We start from the raw sequence: 17,949 nt of genomic DNA on the forward strand, positions 1-17,949 counted from the left end.
GCCGGGTAGTCCGGGCTGCTTAACCTCATCCTTTAAGCTTTGGGTTTTGGGCGTCTCCAACCGGCACAGGTCGAATAGACCATTCGTCGTCTCGTCTGGATTTTGGTAAAGAAAGTCCTAAGAGATGAAGAGGCGCGAAATATGACAAAACAGCTGATGATGCGGATTACCGGCGGGATACTGGCAGTCGCGGGTTTTGCCGTTTTGGGATTGATGACGCTGGCTCTCATTCGCGCTGTCGCTGCGGAACCCGTGTCCGCCGAACCATTGGCGGCGATGGAGCGGGATATGGTCCCGGCGGCTATTTCCGCGGTGCCGGAGTCTATCGAACCGGAACCAGTTTCACCGGTTATTTCGGATTCTCCCTTCGTTGTTAAGCGCATTTTGCAAATTGATGAGCCTTTTGTGCATGGCTATTATAAATGGGATGATGAAGGCGTGCCGGACGGAGAGATTGTCATTACGGTTGATCTGAAGGCTGAATCGCTATCGGTATTTCGGGATGGCTATGAAATCGGAGCGGCGGTGATCAAATTTGGCGATGCGCTGAAACCCACGCCCACCGGGGTTTTTCCGATTACTCAGAAGAGCAAGGACCATATCTCTAATATATATGATGTACCGATGCCCTATATGTTGCGACTGACCAATGACGGGATTGCAATACACGCGGCCGAAGTGAAATGGGGCTATGGCACGCGCGGCTGTATCGGCGTGCCGGAGGAATTTGCCCGGCGCCTGTTCGAGCAAGTCAGACTTGGTGACCGCGTCATCGTCACCAATGGCAAAATGCTTGATCTCGGCGAACAGATCGTTGCTGGATAAAATTGTTAGACGATGGTTTTTGGTCGATGGTTTTTGGACGATAGTTATGGTCAGGCTTTGACCATCGACAATTGTTGTGTCTGTTTGGTGTTTTTATCCGTAAGATGATCGGCAAGCCGCAGGCTTAATGCCATGATACCGAGGGTGGGATTAGCCCATCCCGAGGTCGCAAAAACGGAACTGCCAGCGATATAGAGGTTGTGTACGCCATGAACCCGGCAATCCGCATCGACCACGCCAGTTCGCGGTGATCCGGACATGCGGGTCGTTCCCATGTGATGATAGCCACCTTTCGCATGGGCTGAGATGAGCGGGTCCGTAGTCCAGAGTGTGGCGGCTTCGTCAAGCCACGGGGCCGGATCAAACCGGCCGATACCCATAAGCTCCAGCTGGGTAGCAAATTCCTGCATCATGACTTTGACGCTATGCTTGTCGAGTTCTGAAAAGCGCCAGTCCAATTCGGTCAGCGGCATGCCCAGCGCGTCGCGCTGCTGTGCCAGTTTTACGCGGCTATCGGGATTGGGTGCCTGTTCCGCGCGCATAATAGCGGTCAAGTCCCAACCCATTGCGGTAAGCGCCCGCGGGCGGAGCGGTCCAGCCATTTCATTGAACCGGGTCATGACTTTTTTGACATTCAGCCAAAGGGACCGGTTGGTCTTGGTCGGAGCAAGTGCATGTTTAAGGCCATTATAGGCTTTGACTGGTGCAACCATATTGGCCTGCGGTGCCTGGCGCGCGGCTAGCGAGAAGGCGCTGTTCAATATGCCCTCACGCTTCTGCATGGCTGCGGAAGGCCGGATAAGCGGCGCGTGCATATGGCCCTTGTCGTCGCGCATACGGCCGTGGAGCATTTTTAACAGCTGCCAAAACCGGCCCTCAGCCATGCGCCCACCGCGCGCATGAGGATGTTCCATAAAATAGCGGCCGACCTGGTCATGATTATTGCCAATATTGGACGCCAGCATCAGTCGCGCATTTTCGATACCACCGGCGGCCAGGATATATTGCTTGGCTTTGATGGTGGCATTGTAACCCGTTACATCGCCGACCGTAATGCTTTCGATAGCGTTGTTGCCATATTCTGTGTTGATGGCCGTAACCGTTGCATGAAGCAATATGCGAACGGACCCGCTTTCGACCAGATCACCGCATTTGCGCAGAGTGAACTGCTCAGTTTGCGATGTAAATTGCCAGAAATCGGTAGTCAGGCTGTCCTTGGCAAATCCAGGCATCGTACGGCCAAGTCGGGGCCAAAGCGCTGCGGTCAATTGTCGCGGTGGCAGACCAAGCAGCGTGCGCGCATGATCATAATAGGGTAACAGGTCACCGTGCGATATCGGCCAACCGCTATGTGGAACCCAATCGCGCCGTTCGAGATCAATCGGATTAAACTCGGCACAGCGTCCGCCCCAGATCGCTGTGGTTCCGCCAAAGAAACGCAGCCGCGCATCGACCAGGGGATAATAGTCATGGCCAATGGATGGGCCGTCGGCCAATGCCTGAATATCAGCTTCAAAGTCGATGCCGCCGCTTTCGAGCAGCAATATCTGTAATCCGGAACGTGCCAGTTGCCGCGCCAGCGTGATGCCCGCTGCGCCTGATCCCACTATACATATGTCCGCTTCAAAGCGTGTAAAAGGGTCGGATTCCCTCAGGTCAATAATCACTAGCCAGCCTCAAACAACTAGACTCGCGCATTTTGCACGAGCTTCGACCCTACCAGTTATAATATATCATTTTGGGTAAGCGAATTACAAGGGTTCGCCGTATTTGGCCGAAAATGTCAAAATTGAGCTTTTACACTGTCCACTTCTTCAACCGGCACCATCAGATAATCAGCGAGTGCGAGATCACCGTGAATGCCGATTTCATCAATCTGCTCGATCTTAGATAAGGCTTCATCTGCATTGCGCCTGATCCGGAACATCACATAATTTGCTTTGGCCAAATGGTCTTCGATGATCTTCTGCTGTGCAAGCCGTGGTGCGTTTTCTTTGTTATAAGCTGGCAGTATTTCGACCAGCACGTAAGGGCGCGGACCCTCCAGCAAAGACTGGATGCCTTGAATGACGAAAGCCTCACCGCCTTCAACATCGATTTTGACGATGGCTATGTCGTCTGGGATTAATCCGTCAGGAAGATCATCAAGCCCCACAACGACAACGGATTTCGTTGCAATGGCACCGTCGCGAAAGCCTTCGACCAAGCTGGCTGAGGGGTCGGTGTCTTCATTGCGGTAAATCTGCAGCTGCAGGATATCTGTTTTGACACTCAACCCTGCTGGTATAACCGTATAGGGCAGGTGGTTTGCGGTGATCAGCGCTTGTGCATAATCCGCGCAAGCCGGGTTGGGTTCAAAGCCAACATAGCCGCGATCAGGGTCTACCGCTGCGACTTTCAACATAGTCTGACCGAGATTGACGCCGACATCGATAAAGGCGCCCTTTTTCTGTTTGAATAGCCGCGCAATCATTTCTGCCATCCACGGTTCGGAAATATAGGTTTTCCGGCCGTTGATAATCGGCACCACAAAATGGCGGCCAAAAGCTTCTTCGGTATAGCTGCGATTGAACAGGCCGAGGCGCTTGAGGATGAAATGGGCGGCGCGATTATGGAGAGCAGGCATGCCGCTTTACTTCCCTTGTTTTTGCTTAAAGATCAAGCTGTTCGCTCAAGCCACTTCGACAAAACTATCGAGTACGCGCTTCTGGCCGCTTTTTTCAAACTCGATTTCCAGCTTGTTGCCCTCTTTCTCCATCACTTCGCCATAGCCGAATTTCGTGTGGAAAACGCGCATGCCAACCGTGACATCATCGCGGCCTTTATTGCCCAGCGAGACGGCACTGCGCCGTGCTTCCTTGATATTTTTGGGCGTGCTGTCGAAGCCGCCTGTATTACGCGCCCGTTTCCAGCCTGGGCCGCGCGTAGTCCCACGCGCGGCGTCGGCAAAGGGATCAGCACGTTCCGACCAATTGGCGCGCCACAGGCTTTCGCCGCCCATCATGCTGGATTCTTCTTCGATATGTTCCGGCGGCAATTCGCCGATAAAGCGGGACGGGATAGAGCTGGTCCACTGACCATAAATCCGCCGATTGGCTGCGTGGAAGATCGTGCATTTTTTCTTCGCCCGGGTAATCGCAACATAGGCGAGGCGGCGTTCTTCCTCCAGACTGGCATTGCCGCCTTCGTCAAGACTGCGCTGGGACGGGAAGACACCTTCCTCCCATCCGGCGCAAAAAACATGGTCATATTCCAGACCTTTGGCCCCATGCATGGTCATGATCGTGACCTTGGCTTCGTCACTTGCTGCATCATTGTCCATGACCAGCGACACATGTTCAAGGAAGTCGCCAAGCGTCTCATATTCCTCCATCGCGCGCGTCAGTTCGGTCAGGTTTTCGAGCCGTCCAGCGGCTTCTGGCGTACGGTCGGCCTGCAACATGGCGGTATAACCACATTCGTCGAGCACTACCCGTGCCAGCTCCGCATGCGGTAGCTCCTCGGCATTGGTCTGCCATCTGGCAAAATTGCGCATCAGCTCCTGCAGCGTATTGCGTGCTCGGGCCGGCAATTCATCCGTATCGCAGATGCTCAAAGCCGCTGCGGCCAGCGGAATGCTCTGTGCCCGTGCGAGCCGGTGGACTTTTTCCACAGTTTTATCCCCAAGGCCGCGCTTGGGCACGTTGACGATCCGTTCAAAGGCCAGATCATCGGCGGGTTGCGCAATGACTCGCAGATAGGCGAGGGCGTCGCGAATTTCCGCCCGCTCGTAAAAACGAAAACCACCGATAATCTTGTACGGCATGCCGATGGAGATAAACCGGTCCTCAAATTCGCGTGTCTGAAACTGCGCGCGAACGAGGATCGCCATGTCGTTGAGCGAAACGCCCTTGTTTTGAAGGCTCTCCATTTCTTCGCCGGTGCGGCGGGCTTCTTCGGGACCGTCCCAGACGCCGGTGACCTGAACCTTGTCACCCTCTTCTTCCTCGGTCCAAAGGGTCTTGCCAAGGCGCCCGCTATTATTGGCGATCAGCGCAGAGGCAGCCGCCAATATGTGCGGCGTGGAGCGATAATTTTGCTCCAGCTTGATGACCTTGGCATCCGGAAAATCTTTCTCGAAGCGCAGGATATTGGCGACTTCTGCTCCGCGCCATGAATAAATGCTCTGGTCATCATCGCCGACACAGCAGATATTCTTGCGCTCCTGCGCGAGCAGCCGCAGCCACAGATATTGGCTGCTATTCGTATCCTGATATTCGTCGACAAGGATATATTTAAAACGTTCCTGGTAGAGTTTCAAAATCTCTCGGTCGGTTTTGAGCAGATTAAGGATATGCAGCAAAAGATCGCCAAAATCGCAGGCGTTGAGTACCTTTAACCGCGCCTGATAGGCGGCATAAAATTCCTGACCACGGCCGTTGGCGTAGCGTTCATTCTCATTGGCATCGAGATCCGCAGGGTTTAGCCCGCGGTTTTTCCATTGATCGATCAGGCTAGCGAGTGACCGCGCAGGCCAGCGCTTTTCGTCCAGTTCTTCGGCCTGAATGAGCTGTTTCAGTAGCCGCAGCTGGTCATCGGTGTCGAGGATCGTAAAGTTGCTTTGCAGCCCGACCAGTTCCGCATGGCGGCGCAGCATTTTGGCCCCGATGCTATGGAATGTGCCGAGCCAGGGCATGCCTTCGACCGCATCGCCGACAATTGTGCCGATCCGCTCTTTCATCTCGCGCGCAGCCTTGTTGGTGAAGGTTACGGCCAAAATCTCGGACGGCCAGGCCTTGCGGGAATAAACCAAATGCGCCAGCCGCCGAGTAAGAGCGGCGGTTTTGCCAGTGCCGGCACCGGCCAGAACCAATACCGGCCCTTCGGTGGTCAGCACCGCATCGCGCTGCGGCGTGTTAAGGCCACGCACGTAAGGCGGATCCGATTCAGCGGGCATGTTTACAGCGTTGGACACAGGTGAACAGTTAGGGAACATCCGCAGCGGCGGCAAGGCTAATATCAGTTTTGACATGACCCAAGGTGCAGGTTGTGGATCATGTTGCGATGCAGCATAAGCAAATCATACTTAAAATGCTGCCAAAGACAGGAAATGAATATGAGCAAACGTTTGATGTTTAGTGCAATTATCGCGACCGTAATGATGGCGACAACCACGGCTTATTCGCATATGCAAAATGACAGTGCCGAAACAGCAACGGCTTACGAGACCGCCAACAGCTAGGCCAATAATCAGGCGGGGCGCAATATGTGGAGTCTTGCTTTGCCGCTATCCCGTTCACTTTCCAATTCAAAACCCTTAACAGCTATGTTCTCGTTGCGGGACGTTTCTATCGCAATCCAACTGGAAGGCGAAAACCAGCCGTGGCGATTCAACTTATCGAGCGCAACCGCGCCGGCCCCGGTTCCATAAGGCGGGTCCATCAGAATTAAGTCATAAGGTTGGCGGGCGAGGCCAAGAGCCAGCACTGAACCGATACGAACATCTGCTTTGGCATCCAACGTTTCGATGTTTTTTTCGAGAGCCTTCAGCGCTTCGCGGTCTTGTTCGACAAAAGTACAATGCGCCGCGCCGCGCGATAAAGCTTCCAAACCAAGCGCGCCAGCACCAGAAAACAGATCCAGGACCTGTAAATCGGCAAAATCACCCAATCGGCTGGTGAGCATGGAAAACAACCGTTCTCGCGTGCGATCGGCGGTTGGACGCGTGGTATCCCCCTTGGGCGCGACAATTTTCCGGCCGCGCCAATCGCCCGCGATTATTCTCATAAAATATTTCTTTTCATCTGCTTTTTATTAAGTCCTTCACGCTTTGCCGTAATAGTCAGTAACAACATAATTACAAAGGTCGTAAGATGGAACAGTTTGGTTTTGGTAAGGCGGTGTCAGGCGGCACTCCAGTAACAGAGGATGAGATACGCAAAATGCGGATTGATGATCTGTTGACCCTTCGAGAAAGTTTCTCGAAACCGAAGCAAAAAAAATCAGATGATCCTGTGGATCAAAGGGTGTCGGAAGAGCTCGACTTTGCCAAGCGATTGCTGGAAATCATCGAAGCGGAAATTGAAGCGCGCGGGATGCCTGCGTCCACTGTCAAAAAGTTGGAACGGGTTGAAGATATGCTGGAAGACCTGTCTGATATCGTGGAGTCAGATGATAAATGCGAAAGCGTAAAAGCAGCAAAGTCGGAAGACTTAAGCCGGCGGATGCAGCGTAGCGATCTCTATGGCAAGAACCCGATTTGCGACTAGCCGCTCGGTCTGTTCTATTTCAACGTCCGTCGAAATTTGACCAGATCGTGCCGTCGGACAGCTTCTATGTCTCCCTTGGCGAGATTGCCAAGTATAAAAGGGCCATAGCGGGTGCGGATCAGGCGCGAGACTTTTAGGCCGAGATATTCCAATACACGGCGGACTTCGCGGTTTTTACCCTCGGTCAAAGTCATTTCAATCCACTGATTGCGGCCGGTGCGGCGCTCCAGATTGGCTTCAATCGGGCCATAGTGCATGCCTTCGACAATGACGCCCCGGTACAGCTCTTCGAGCTGATTCTGCGTGATGTCGCCAAAAGTTCGCGCGCGATACGTGCGCTCGACGCCAGTTTTGGGGAGTTCCATCTCTCGCTTAAACTCGCCATCGGTGGTCATTAAAAGCAAGCCTTCGGTGTTCAAATCGAGCCGTCCAATCGGCATGACCCGCTCCAGATCATCCGGCAGCACATCATAGATGGTTTTCTTGCCCGAGGCATCGCGCTCCGCGGTAATATATCCATTAGGCTTGTGAAAACGAAACAGCTTGGCAGGCGCGGGCTCCGCGACGGGATTGCCGTCGACTGTGATCCCGGTGAGATTTTTGAGTAGTAAGGATGGATGATCGACGGTAACCCCGTTTAGAGCGATCCGTTCTTCTCCAATCATCCGCTCAATTTCCCGGCGTGATGCCACGCCAGCGCGGGCCAGCAATTTGGCAATGCGTTGCCCTTCGCGGACTTGCGCTTCTGGCGGTTTGGCCTTGGCAGGTTCTTGCTTTGCTCCGCGTGTAGGCTTGGCTTTGTAAACTTTGCCAGAATCGCTCTTGGTTTCTTTATCGGTCATGCTATTTCGCATGGCGGAAAAAAAACTTTGCTGCAATCTGTAACCGATTGGGTGATGCAGGCGAATGGCTGGATAGTTACTTGTTTGGAAGGTGTCACGATGCGTTATATAATATTGCCAGCAATGGTTGCAGCAACAGCATTTGCTGGCTTTATGGGTGCCCAAATCGCCCAATCATCTAGCGGCGCTTCCGCACAAGTGACTACACCCGCAGCGTCTAATGGCGCGAAAAATTTTGGCGACGAAACGGTTTCCCCTAATCCGGGCTCTAATCCGGTCGTCGTCGAACTCTTCACCAGTCAGGGATGCTCATCCTGCCCCCCTGCAGACATGCTAGCGTCCCGGCTAGCCAAAGATAGCGCCCTGCTGGTGATTTCGCGGCCCGTTACCTACTGGGACCGGCTCGGCTGGAAGGATACGTTGGCAAGAGAAGATAACACGCGGCTTCAGCGCACCTATGCCAGTAAAGGCAAAGCCGGTTCCGGCGTTTATACACCGCAGATGGTGGTCAATGGCGGTGGTGGAGCCGTGGGTTCGCGCGAGGGCGATATTCGATCATTGGTTCGCTTGGCGAAAAACGACACCGGTCCTGTTATCGAAACCAATCGCGCGGATAATGGTGATGTTACGGTCACCATCAAGGGGAAATCCCGCTATATGGCCGGCGTTTCGCTCTTGGCATTAAGCTCGTCGGAAACCGTTCAGGTTGGTCGCGGCGAAAATGGTGGCCGCAAGCTGCATTATACCAACGTTGTTAAAAGCGAGCGCAATCTGGGTAGCTGGGACGGCACATCGATGCGCGTCAAATTGTCGAGCACGGACCTGAGCGTAGCAGGCGCCGATAAATACGCGATTATCGTCCAGCGTCCCGGTGCCGGAACCATTGTCGGCGCCAAGCTGCTCGATATTTAAGCGCATTCGAAAAATCTGACTGGTATTCAAAGCATTTGCCGCTAGTGTTTCTCTCAGTTCAAGGGAGAGTATCGCGTGAGTGGACAGACAGCAGACATCGGATGGCGTAAAATTTTACCCTCAGGTGTCCGGCCTTACAGTGAGGCCGCCCCGCTAGCGGCTTTTTTCCTGGGCATTTCGTCGGCGCTGCCGCTGACCATGATCGCGGCGACCCTGACAACGCGTTTGGCACAGGCCGGGATTGAGAAATCTACCGTTACGGCTTTTGCGCTGACGTTTCTCGCCTACAATTTTAAATGGCTTTGGGCTCCGATTATCGATGTCGTCAAACTGCCGATAATTGGCCGGATGGGGCAACGCCTGTCCTGGTTGATCCTGACCGCGGCGCTGGCCATGGCAGCGATTATTTATTTGGGATCATTGGATCCGCAAGCGGACATTGTCGCGGTTGCCATTGCCGCCATCATGGTGGGCATAGCAGGGGCGACATTTGACGTTGTGATTGATGCTTATCGCATCGAACTACTGGAACCTGAACAATTGGGTGTCGGATCAGGCATGTCGCAATATGGCTGGCGTATCGGCGCGGCCTCAGCAGGCGCAGTCGCGCTGGTGATCGCGGCGCGCAGCAACTGGTCCATTGCCTATTATGTCTGCTCGCTCTTCGCGTTATTTGCCGTGTTTGTCGGATTGGTCATGCGCGAGCCTGCTCGGCGGCAGGAACCAAAACCGTTGAAGGGGCCGATTGAAGCGGTAAGGGCCTATCTTAGCCCGCTTGTTGAATTTTTCAAGCGCTCTGGCGCTCCGGTGGTTCTGCTGTTTGTGTTGGTCCACAAAATCGGTGATACGTTGGCCAACTTGACGTTCCGGTTATTGTTCGAAGATCTTGGGTTTACCAATGATGAGATTGCCTTTTATGATGTCAGCCTGGGCTTTTTCGCCTTCCTGATCGGTATCTTCGTTGGCGGCATTGTCTATTCGCGCCTGGGCATGAAAAAGGCGGTGATGTTGAGCCTTGTGCTCATGGCCGTTAGCAATCTTTCTTTCGCCGGTCTTGCTGCTAGCGGTCACAATAATTGGGCAATGGCGGCCGCGATCGGATTCGAGAATTTCGCCAGTGGCATTGGCGGAGTGGCGGTTGTTGCCTATCTTTCAGCGCTTTGTAATCTCAGCTTCACAGCTACCCAATTTGCGTTGCTTTCGGCAGCGGCGAGCATTTTAGGGCGTTTCCTGACCGGGACAACCGCAGGGTCTTTGATCGAAGCCATGGGCTATGTTAATTTTTACCTGCTGACCACGCTAGCCGCGTTTCCTGGTGTCATTATGTTCTGGCTGATGATCCGGTCTGGATTGGTCGATCGATCCTTGGGCACGGCCGGTACAGAGCATGCGACGGATAGTGAGGTCAAAGAAGTACCTTAATCTGGCGCTTGCCGATTATCCTCTAACACTCCGCCAGCAAGATAGAGCGTCCCGGCAATCAGGACGGTTTGCGGCTCTCGTTCGGCGATTGCTTTCAAAGCACTTGCGACATTCGCTGCGCTTGAAATCGGGGCCTCGGTTTCGGGGAAATCGCCCACGGCATGGGATGCATGCCCCTCAATGGGGACGACAGTGACGCTGGCGATTTTGGATCGTAGTGGATCTATGATCGCTGCCGGATCTTTATTGGCGAGCATGCCGGTTATGAGATGGATTGAGCTATCATCATAGCTATCAAAATGCGCGGCCAGCGCTTCGCCTGCGTTTACATTATGCCCGCCATCGAGCCATAATTCAGCTGTTTCCGACAGTAAATCACGTAGGGGCCCAGGTGATAATTTTTGCAATCGTGCGGGCCATTTCGCCCATCCCATGGCGGCGCGGAAGGCGGCTTCGGAAATTGCGATCTCATCTTGATGCCGCAACATGGCAATAGCGAGCGCGGCGTTATCGGCCTGGTGCACGCCGGGCAGGGCGGGGAGGGGAAGTTTCAATTTCCCCCGATCATCGCAATAGTGGAGCTGGTCTTCGTAAATTGCGGCATCCCAAGTTTCGCCGCGCGGTAGATAGTGTGCGCCGGTCGCAGCAGCGTGATCCGCAATTGCCTGCGCCACATTGTTGCGATATTTTTGCGTGAGCAACGGCACTCCGGGCTTTGCAATACCTGCTTTTTCCCAGCCGATGCGCACCAATGGATCAGTCGGGGTCCCCTTTTCGGGGGACAGCAGAAATTCCTTATGGTCGATGCCAAGCGCGGCCATGCCGGTTGCCGCAGGGGCCGCCACGATATTGGTCGCGTCCAACCGGCCGCCCAGACCGACTTCCAATATGCAGGCATCGGCGGGTGTTTCGGCAAATGCTAACATGGCCGCCGCGGTGGTCGCTTCGAAAAAGCTGGGATTGATATCTTCGCTGGCGTCGAGGACACGCGCCAACAACGCCGCAAGATATTCGTCTTCGATCAATGTCCCGGCCAGCCTGATCCGTTCATTGAAACGCACCAGATGCGGACTGGAATAGACATGTGCTTTCAGGCCTTCGGCTTCCACTGCCGCGCGCAAAAAGGCGCAGGTGGACCCTTTGCCATTGGTTCCGGCGACATGAAAAACCGGTGGCAGGTTCAGATGCGGGTTGCCCACGCGTTCCAGAACCGCGCTGATCCGCTCCAGTCCCAGAACATCGCGTCCGGGCGATAGCAGCGAAAGCCGATCGAGTTGTTTCTGAACCGCCGGATGGTCGGATCGTGCGCCGTCTGCCATGAGTGAATACGGCTGGTTTAAGCCGCTGTCTTCCAGGCCATAAGGTAAGACATGACTTGCGCCAATTGGTTGCGCAACTCCTTGCGGTGGACAACCATGTCGATCATGCCATGTTCCAGCAGATATTCTGCGGTCTGGAACCCTTCAGGCAGTTTTTCCCGGATGGTGTTTTCAATCACACGCTGGCCAGCAAAACCGATCAGAGCGCCGGGCTCTGATATCTGGACATCGCCAAGCATTGCATAGCTTGCCGTAACGCCGCCGGTGGTCGGATCGGTCAGCACAACGATAAACGGCAGACCCGCTTCGCGCAGCATCGATATGGCCACGGTGGTCTTGGGCATCTGCATCAGCGACAAAATGCCTTCCTGCATCCGTGCGCCGCCTGCCGCTGTGAAAATAATATAGGGGCATTGCTCTTCTAACGCACGGTTTGCGCCGTCAACAAAAGCCTGACCTACGGCGAGACCCATCGAACCACCCATGAAAGCAAAGTCCTGAACACCGACCACACAGGGAATATTGTCGATAGTGCCAGTGGCCGTAATCAGTGCATCCTGTTCCTCGGTCTTGGCGCGTGCGGCTTTCAGGCGATCGGTATATTTTTTCTGGTCTTTGAAGCGCAGAGGATCTTCTTTGACTAATGTGAAGGGAATAATCTTCCAGCTATTCTCGTCCATAATCTGCTCAAAGCGGATCATCGGCCCGATGCGGTCATGATGCTCGCATTTCGGGCAGACTTGCATATTCTCCTCAAACTCCTTGAGGAAGACCATGGCTTCGCATTTTTTGCATTTGTGCCAGAGATTATCCGGCGATTCTTTCTTGGTGATCGAAGCGATCTTGTTACGGACATTGCTAAGCCAAGACATGCGTCAATTCCCCAGATTTTTTAGCGTGCGCTTCTGATAGCATCAGAAAGTGATTTTACATAGTCTTTGACATGTGGAGCAGCGTCGGCGCCATGTTCGGCGATGATCTCGACAATCGCGGAGCCAACGACAACGCCGTCGGCAACGCGCGCGATATCAGCGGCTTGCTCCGGCGTGCGAACCCCGAAGCCCACGGCGACGGGCAGGTCTGTGCCCGCTTTCAGGCGAGAGACCGCTTCCTCGATGCTGGCCTGTGCCGCCTGTTGCAGCCCGGTAATCCCGGCGACAGAAACATAATAGAGAAAGCCCGAAGCGTTGTTGAGGATTTCTGGCAAGCGTTCGGCATCGGTCGTTGGTGTGGCGAGACGGATTACAGCGACATCCTTTGCGCGCAGACTATCGCCCAAGCTGTCATCTTCCTCCACGGGAATATCGACACAGATAACGCCATCAACGCCTGCGTTGACGCAAGCATCGGCGAACCAGTCGGCCCCGCGGATCGTCATCGGATTGGCATAGCCCATCAAAACAAGCGGCACCGTAGGATGGCGTTCCCGAAAGGCTGTGGCGATATTCAATATGTCCGCGGTTTTTGTACCTGCGCTGAGGCTACGGATATTTGCTGCCTGAATGGCGGGACCATCGGCCATGGGATCGGTGAACGGCATGCCGAGTTCGATAATATCGGCACCGCCATCGACTAGGGCGTCAAGGACAGCGCCAGTATCGGTAGCGGTCGGATCACCGCCGGTTACGAATGCGACAAGGGCTGCGCGGTCCGTTGGGAAGGCAGAGGCCAGGCGGGTCATTTGCCTTCTCCGAGGCCATGTTCTCCAAAGACCCTTTTTCTAACCCAGTGAGCGATTGTGATCGCAACTAAGACAGCTGGCAAAGTCGTAAAATACTCGTTGTTTCCGAGTTGAGGAACCTGTTTCAACAGCCAAATGAAAACGACACCAAGTGGAAGCGCAACAGACAAATAAAGGAGAAATGCCTTCGTTCGCTCAGTCATATCTCCGTCCCCAAAGCCTCAGCGACCGTGAAAATATCCTTGTCCCCGCGCCCACAGAGGTTGGCCAAGATTATCTGATCCTTGTCCATCTTGACCGCTTCCCGTGCCACGGCGGCAATCGCATGGCTCGGCTCCAGCGCCGGAATGATGCCCTCCGTGCCACAGAGCAGTTGAAACGCTTCCAGCGCTTCGGTATCGGTCACGCTGTCATAACGCACTCGGCCGGATTCTTTCAGCCAGCTATGTTCCGGACCAATGCCGGGATAGTCGAGACCGGCGCTGATCGAATGGGCTTCGTCAATCTGCCCGTCTTCGTCCTGCAGCAAATATGTTTTGTTGCCGTGCAAAATGCCGGGTTTCCCGCCCGCCAGCGATGCAGCATGTTCTTTTTCCAGGCCATGGCCCGCCGCCTCAATGCCGAGCATTTCGACATCGGGATCATCCAGAAATGGATGGAACAGGCCAATAGCGTTAGATCCCCGCCAATGGCTGCAACCAGCATGTCGGGCAGGCGACCTGTACGCGCCAGCATCTGTTCGCGCGCTTCGCGGCCAATGACACTTTGAAAATCGCGAACCAGTTCAGGATAGGGATGGGGGCCAGCGGCCGTTCCGATGATGTAGAAAGTATCATGCACATTGGCGACCCAGTCGCGCAAAGCGTCGTTCATGGCGTCCTTCAGCGTCGCCGAGCCACTGGTCACTGGCACGACCTCTGCGCCTAGCAACCGCATCCGGAAAATATTCGGCTTCTGCCGCTCAATATCGGTCGCGCCCATATAGATCACGCAGGGCAGGCCAAAGCGGGCGCAGACAGTCGCCGTTGCCACACCGTGCTGACCCGCGCCGGTTTCCGCGATGATCCGCGTCTTGCCCATGCGTTTGGCGAGCAATATCTGGCCGATGCAATTGTTAATCTTGTGCGCGCCGGTATGGTTGAGCTCATCGCGCTTGAACCAGATTTGCGCGCCTTTGCCTTCTGGCGCGTCTTTCCGGACGTGCTCGGTCAGGCGCTCGGCAAAATAGAGCGGGCTGGGACGACCGACATAATGCTCCAGCAGGTCATCAAATTCTTCCGCAAAAGCCGGGTCGGCCTGTGCCGCGCGATAATGCTTTTCCAGGTCGAGAATCAGCGGCATCAGCGTCTCGGCCACATAACGCCCACCAAATTGGCCGAAATGGCCGCGATCGTCGGGTTGGTTGCGGAAGCTGTTAGGTTGGTCGTTCATTTTTCAAATTTCCGCTTATGCTGAGCCTGTCGAAACATATTTATCGGTGGCGTTTTGCCAATCATCCTTCGACAGGCTCAGGACGAACGGCGGTTATCAAAGTCCTGAACCGCTTGGCAAAAGGCAGCGATTCTGTCCACATCTTTGACGCCCGGCGCGGATTCTACGCCTGAGGAAACATCGACCAGCGGCGGGTTTGTGGCTTCGATGGCTTGCGCTATGTTGTCGGAATCTAAACCGCCAGCAAGGCCCCATGGCACCTTATGCTTATGGCCTTCCAGCACAGTCCAATCAAAACTTGTTCCTGTGCCGCCGGGCAGGGCTTTGGCCGGAGCATCGAATAACAGCCGGTCGGCAGCGCCCTCAAAGCGGCTGCTCTTTGCCAATGTCGCTTGGTCTCGCAAACCGAGGGCTTTCCAGACCTCAACATTGCTCTGATCGCGTACCAGTTTGATCCACTCAGGTGTCTCTCTGCCATGAAATTGGATAACGTCAGGGCGAACGATATGCACCGCTTGCCCGGTGAGCTTTGGGTCTGCATTGACCAGCAAGAGCACCGTTTTCATCGCCCCCAGCGTGGCTTCCCGCAATTCCGCAGCACGTTCCAGTGATACATGGCGCGGGCTTTTCTCGAAATGCACAAGGCCGATATAGTCGGCTCCTGCCTTAGCAGCAGCTGCGATGCTGGCTTCGTTGGACAAGCCACATATTTTGATTTCAGTCTTCATCGGCTGGCTTAGAGCGTGGCCTCAATTGACCGCGCCGCCGCATTGGGGTTCTCTGCTGCAGTAATCGGACGACCGATTACCAACACGCTGGCGCCATCATCACGCGCTGCACGCGGCGTTACCGTCCGTTTCTGGTCGCCGGCCTTGCCGTTAGCAGGGCGCAGCCCGGGGACAACAAAATAGCCATTTTTCCAAATTTTATGCGCTGCACCAACTTCATTGCCGGAACAGACAATACCATCCAACCCCGCTTCGCCAGCCAGATTAGCCAGTCGCTCCACCTGATCATGGGGACTCCCGCTATAGCCGACCGCCCCCATGTCGCGCTCGTCCAGCGAGGTGAGCAGTGTGACGCCAACAACCTTGGTATGGCTACCCGCTGCGGCTTTCGCATCCTCCATCATCGCCCGCCCGCCTGACGCGTGGATCGTGACAATGGCCGGCTCCAGGACATTGATGGCCTGCATGGCTTTCGCGACGGTATTGGGAATATCATGAAGCTTGAGGTCCAGAAAAATCGGTAGGCCGATTTTCTGGATTTCATGTACGCCATGATGACCATTGGCGCAGAAAAATTCCAGGCCAAGTTTCAGGCCGCCAATATGACCTTTTACGGATTGGGCTAGCTCAATCGCATTGTCCAGTATCGGTGTGTCGAGCGCAACAAATATGGGGTTGGTCATGTGCCTGCTGCCTTGTCATCTTTAGCGGCGGAAGCTGTGATCGGCGAAACCGCTGGTGCCGGTTCAGCAATCTGGTCTTTGCCGAGATCGAGTGGCGCCGATGCGGGCGGCTTCGGTGATGCCGGGGCCGCCGGAGCAGATGTTGCTGGACGTGTCGTCGGCGTAGCCGGTGTCGGTGCTGGCCGCGCTGCCGCTTCCAATGTCTTGATCCGCCTGTTCAAACGCCACTTCGATGTACGGTGGATCAGCCATAAAGGCACAAAACCCAGCAAAAAGGCGCCAATTACAAGTACCGGTAATTTGGTATCAACGCGGACGTCTTCCCAGATCAACACGGATGTGGGCGACCAGTTATTGACTGCAAATACAACCAATATGACCGCCAATATGACCCAGAAAAGCGTTTTAATAAACTGCATACGAAACCCTCATTTGCGCATTTTTTTACATATTACGCGTAAATTCGATCAGTGACCAGAGTTGTTACTATTTAGGGTTAAGCTAAAGACTTATTCACCAAAAACGCGGGCAAAAATCGTATCGATATGCTTGAAGTGATAATCCAGATTAAACCGTTCTTCCAGCTCGGCATCTGACAACTTCCCGGTGACATCAGGATCGGCTTTGAGCAGATCGAGCAGTGCGATTTCGCCATCCGATTCCCAAACCTTCATAGCGTTGCGTTGAACAATCCGGTAACTGTCTTCGCGGCTGATACCCGCTTGAGTCAGCGCCAGCAGAACCCGCTGAGAGTGCACAAGGCCGCCCATCCGATCGAGATTTTTCTGCATACGCTCTGGATAGATGAGCAGTTTTTCAATGACTCCGGTTAGACGGGCGAGGGCAAAGTCCAAGGTGATCGTGGCATCAGGGCCGATCATGCGCTCGACCGAACTGTGCGAGATATCGCGCTCATGCCACAAGGCGACATTTTCCATCGCGGGCAGAGCATAGCTGCGCACCATGCGAGCAAGACCGGTCAGATTTTCGGTCAGAATCGGGTTGCGCTTGTGCGGCATTGCGCTGGAGCCTTTTTGACCCGGCGAAAAATATTCCTCGGCTTCCAGCACTTCGGTGCGTTGCAAATGGCGAATTTCAACCGCAAGTCGCTCTACGGAGGAAGCTACAACCGCCAGCGTGGCAAAATATTGTGCATGGCGGTCGCGGGGAATGACTTGTGTTGAGACAGGCTCAATTTCGAGACCCATTTTTTCCGCCACATGCGCTTCGACCTTGGGATCGATATTGGCAAACGTGCCGACCGCGCCGGATATGGCACAGGTTGCGACTTCCTTGCGCGCGAGGACCAGTCGATCGCGATTTCGTTCAAATTCGGCATAAGCCTGCGCCAGTTTCATTCCGAAGGTGACGGGCTCGCCATGAATACCGTGGCTGCGGCCGATGGTCGGGGTCAATTTATGCTCATAAGCACGGGTTTTGATCGCCGCGAGCAGCTTGTCCATATCGGCCAGCAAAATATCGGTGGCGCGGGTCAGCTGCACCGCAACGCACGTGTCGAGTACGTCGCTCGACGTCATGCCTTGATGCATGAAACGCGCCTCTTCACCGACATTTTCGGCAACATTCGTCAGAAAGGCGATGACATCATGCTTCACTTCGCGTTCAATCTCGTCAATCCGCGCAACGTCAAATTTCCCTTTGGCCCAGATCGCTGCTGCTGCTTCCTTGGGAACCACGCCTAATTCAGCGAGCGCATCAGTGGCATGCGCTTCTATTTCAAACCAGATTTGGAACTTGGATTCAGGCTCCCAAATGGCAACCATTTCGGGGCGGGAATAGCGCGGTATCATTTTTTCTTTCCTTGAAACTGAAAAAGCTGGTTTAATCCAGACTTTAG

At 54.5% G+C, this 17,949-nt stretch carries 17 protein-coding genes and 1 pseudogene; 5 read left to right on the forward strand and 13 right to left on the reverse strand.

Annotated elements, in window-relative coordinates; all coding sequences use genetic code 11:
• Positions 1-141 precede the first annotated feature (141 nt).
• On the forward strand, positions 142-825 hold the full coding sequence (locus J4G78_RS17735) for a L,D-transpeptidase family protein (protein WP_243457152.1): 684 nt from the start codon (positions 142-144) through the stop codon (positions 823-825).
• Positions 826-875: 50 nt separating this feature from the next.
• Here J4G78_RS17735 and J4G78_RS17740 read toward each other — a convergent pair whose 3' ends face one another.
• The 3 genes from J4G78_RS17740 to J4G78_RS17750 all read right to left on the reverse strand — a co-directional run bounded on the left by J4G78_RS17740 (position 876) and on the right by J4G78_RS17750 (position 5,761).
• Complete coding sequence (locus tag J4G78_RS17740) at positions 876-2,432, reverse strand: FAD-dependent oxidoreductase (RefSeq protein ID WP_243457153.1); 1,557 nt, start codon at positions 2,430-2,432, stop codon at positions 876-878.
• Between the two features lie 176 nt (positions 2,433-2,608).
• Positions 2,609-3,451 (reverse strand): FkbM family methyltransferase, encoded by an 843-nt coding sequence (locus J4G78_RS17745; protein WP_207987815.1) that lies wholly within the window; start codon positions 3,449-3,451, stop codon positions 2,609-2,611.
• Positions 3,452-3,496: 45 nt separating this feature from the next.
• Positions 3,497-5,761, reverse strand: a complete 2,265-nt coding sequence (locus J4G78_RS17750) for an ATP-dependent helicase (RefSeq protein WP_243457154.1) — start codon at positions 5,759-5,761, stop codon at positions 3,497-3,499.
• Between the two features lie 159 nt (positions 5,762-5,920).
• On the opposite strand from J4G78_RS17750, the gene J4G78_RS18320 reads away from it, so the two are divergent.
• On the forward strand, positions 5,921-6,046 hold the full coding sequence (locus J4G78_RS18320; RefSeq protein WP_259371344.1) for a hypothetical protein: 126 nt from the start codon (positions 5,921-5,923) through the stop codon (positions 6,044-6,046).
• Positions 6,047-6,054: 8 nt separating this feature from the next.
• Here the strand turns inward: J4G78_RS18320 and rsmD are convergent, their stop codons facing one another.
• On the reverse strand, positions 6,055-6,591 hold the full coding sequence (gene rsmD, locus J4G78_RS17755) for a 16S rRNA (guanine(966)-N(2))-methyltransferase RsmD (RefSeq protein ID WP_207987816.1): 537 nt from the start codon (positions 6,589-6,591) through the stop codon (positions 6,055-6,057).
• Between the two features lie 86 nt (positions 6,592-6,677).
• Here rsmD and J4G78_RS17760 point away from each other — a divergent pair, with 86 nt between their 5' ends.
• Positions 6,678-7,073 carry a hypothetical protein gene (locus tag J4G78_RS17760; RefSeq protein ID WP_207987817.1) on the forward strand — a complete coding sequence of 132 codons (396 nt, stop codon included), beginning with the start codon at positions 6,678-6,680 and terminating at the stop codon, positions 7,071-7,073.
• A 14-nt stretch (positions 7,074-7,087) separates the two neighbouring features.
• Here the strand turns inward: J4G78_RS17760 and J4G78_RS17765 are convergent, their stop codons facing one another.
• Positions 7,088-7,915 carry a pseudouridine synthase gene (locus J4G78_RS17765; protein ID WP_243457155.1) on the reverse strand — a complete coding sequence of 276 codons (828 nt, stop codon included), beginning with the start codon at positions 7,913-7,915 and terminating at the stop codon, positions 7,088-7,090.
• A gap of 99 nt (positions 7,916-8,014) precedes the next feature.
• Between J4G78_RS17765 and J4G78_RS17770 the strand changes: the two genes are divergently transcribed.
• Positions 8,015-8,827 (forward strand): DUF1223 domain-containing protein, encoded by an 813-nt coding sequence (locus J4G78_RS17770; RefSeq protein WP_207987819.1) that lies wholly within the window; start codon positions 8,015-8,017, stop codon positions 8,825-8,827.
• 75 nt (positions 8,828-8,902) lie between these two features.
• On the forward strand, positions 8,903-10,249 hold the full coding sequence (locus tag J4G78_RS17775; protein WP_207987820.1) for an AmpG family muropeptide MFS transporter: 1,347 nt from the start codon (positions 8,903-8,905) through the stop codon (positions 10,247-10,249).
• Here J4G78_RS17775 and J4G78_RS17780 read toward each other — a convergent pair.
• The 8 genes and pseudogenes from J4G78_RS17780 to purB form a co-directional block, all read right to left on the reverse strand.
• A complete protein-coding gene (locus J4G78_RS17780) occupies positions 10,246-11,568 on the reverse strand; it encodes a bifunctional folylpolyglutamate synthase/dihydrofolate synthase (RefSeq protein WP_207987821.1) in 1,323 nt (440 codons plus the stop codon). The genes J4G78_RS17775 and J4G78_RS17780 overlap by 4 nt on opposite strands.
• A gap of 17 nt (positions 11,569-11,585) precedes the next feature.
• Positions 11,586-12,440 (reverse strand): acetyl-CoA carboxylase, carboxyltransferase subunit beta, encoded by an 855-nt coding sequence (gene accD / locus J4G78_RS17785; protein ID WP_207987822.1) that lies wholly within the window; start codon positions 12,438-12,440, stop codon positions 11,586-11,588.
• Positions 12,441-12,460: 20 nt separating this feature from the next.
• Entirely contained in the window at positions 12,461-13,249 is a 789-nt protein-coding gene (gene trpA / locus J4G78_RS17790; RefSeq protein WP_207987823.1) for a tryptophan synthase subunit alpha, read from the reverse strand.
• A gap of 199 nt (positions 13,250-13,448) precedes the next feature.
• A pseudogene (trpB, locus tag J4G78_RS17795) lies at positions 13,449-14,680 on the reverse strand (tryptophan synthase subunit beta).
• A 77-nt stretch (positions 14,681-14,757) separates the two neighbouring features.
• Positions 14,758-15,408 carry a phosphoribosylanthranilate isomerase gene (locus J4G78_RS17800; protein WP_207987824.1) on the reverse strand — a complete coding sequence of 217 codons (651 nt, stop codon included), beginning with the start codon at positions 15,406-15,408 and terminating at the stop codon, positions 14,758-14,760.
• A gap of 8 nt (positions 15,409-15,416) precedes the next feature.
• Entirely contained in the window at positions 15,417-16,091 is a 675-nt protein-coding gene (gene pyrF / locus J4G78_RS17805) for an orotidine-5'-phosphate decarboxylase (protein ID WP_207987825.1), read from the reverse strand.
• On the reverse strand, positions 16,088-16,510 hold the full coding sequence (locus J4G78_RS17810) for a hypothetical protein (RefSeq protein WP_207987826.1): 423 nt from the start codon (positions 16,508-16,510) through the stop codon (positions 16,088-16,090). The genes pyrF and J4G78_RS17810 overlap by 4 nt, the downstream gene beginning before the upstream one ends.
• 90 nt (positions 16,511-16,600) lie before the next feature.
• Positions 16,601-17,902: an adenylosuccinate lyase gene (gene purB, locus J4G78_RS17815; protein ID WP_207987827.1), complete on the reverse strand. Its 1,302-nt coding sequence runs from the start codon at positions 17,900-17,902 to the stop codon at positions 16,601-16,603.
• Positions 17,903-17,949 lie beyond the last annotated feature (47 nt).

This window comes from Parasphingorhabdus cellanae, assembly GCF_017498565.1.
In the GTDB taxonomy this organism is placed as follows: domain Bacteria; phylum Pseudomonadota; class Alphaproteobacteria; order Sphingomonadales; family Sphingomonadaceae; genus Parasphingorhabdus; species Parasphingorhabdus cellanae.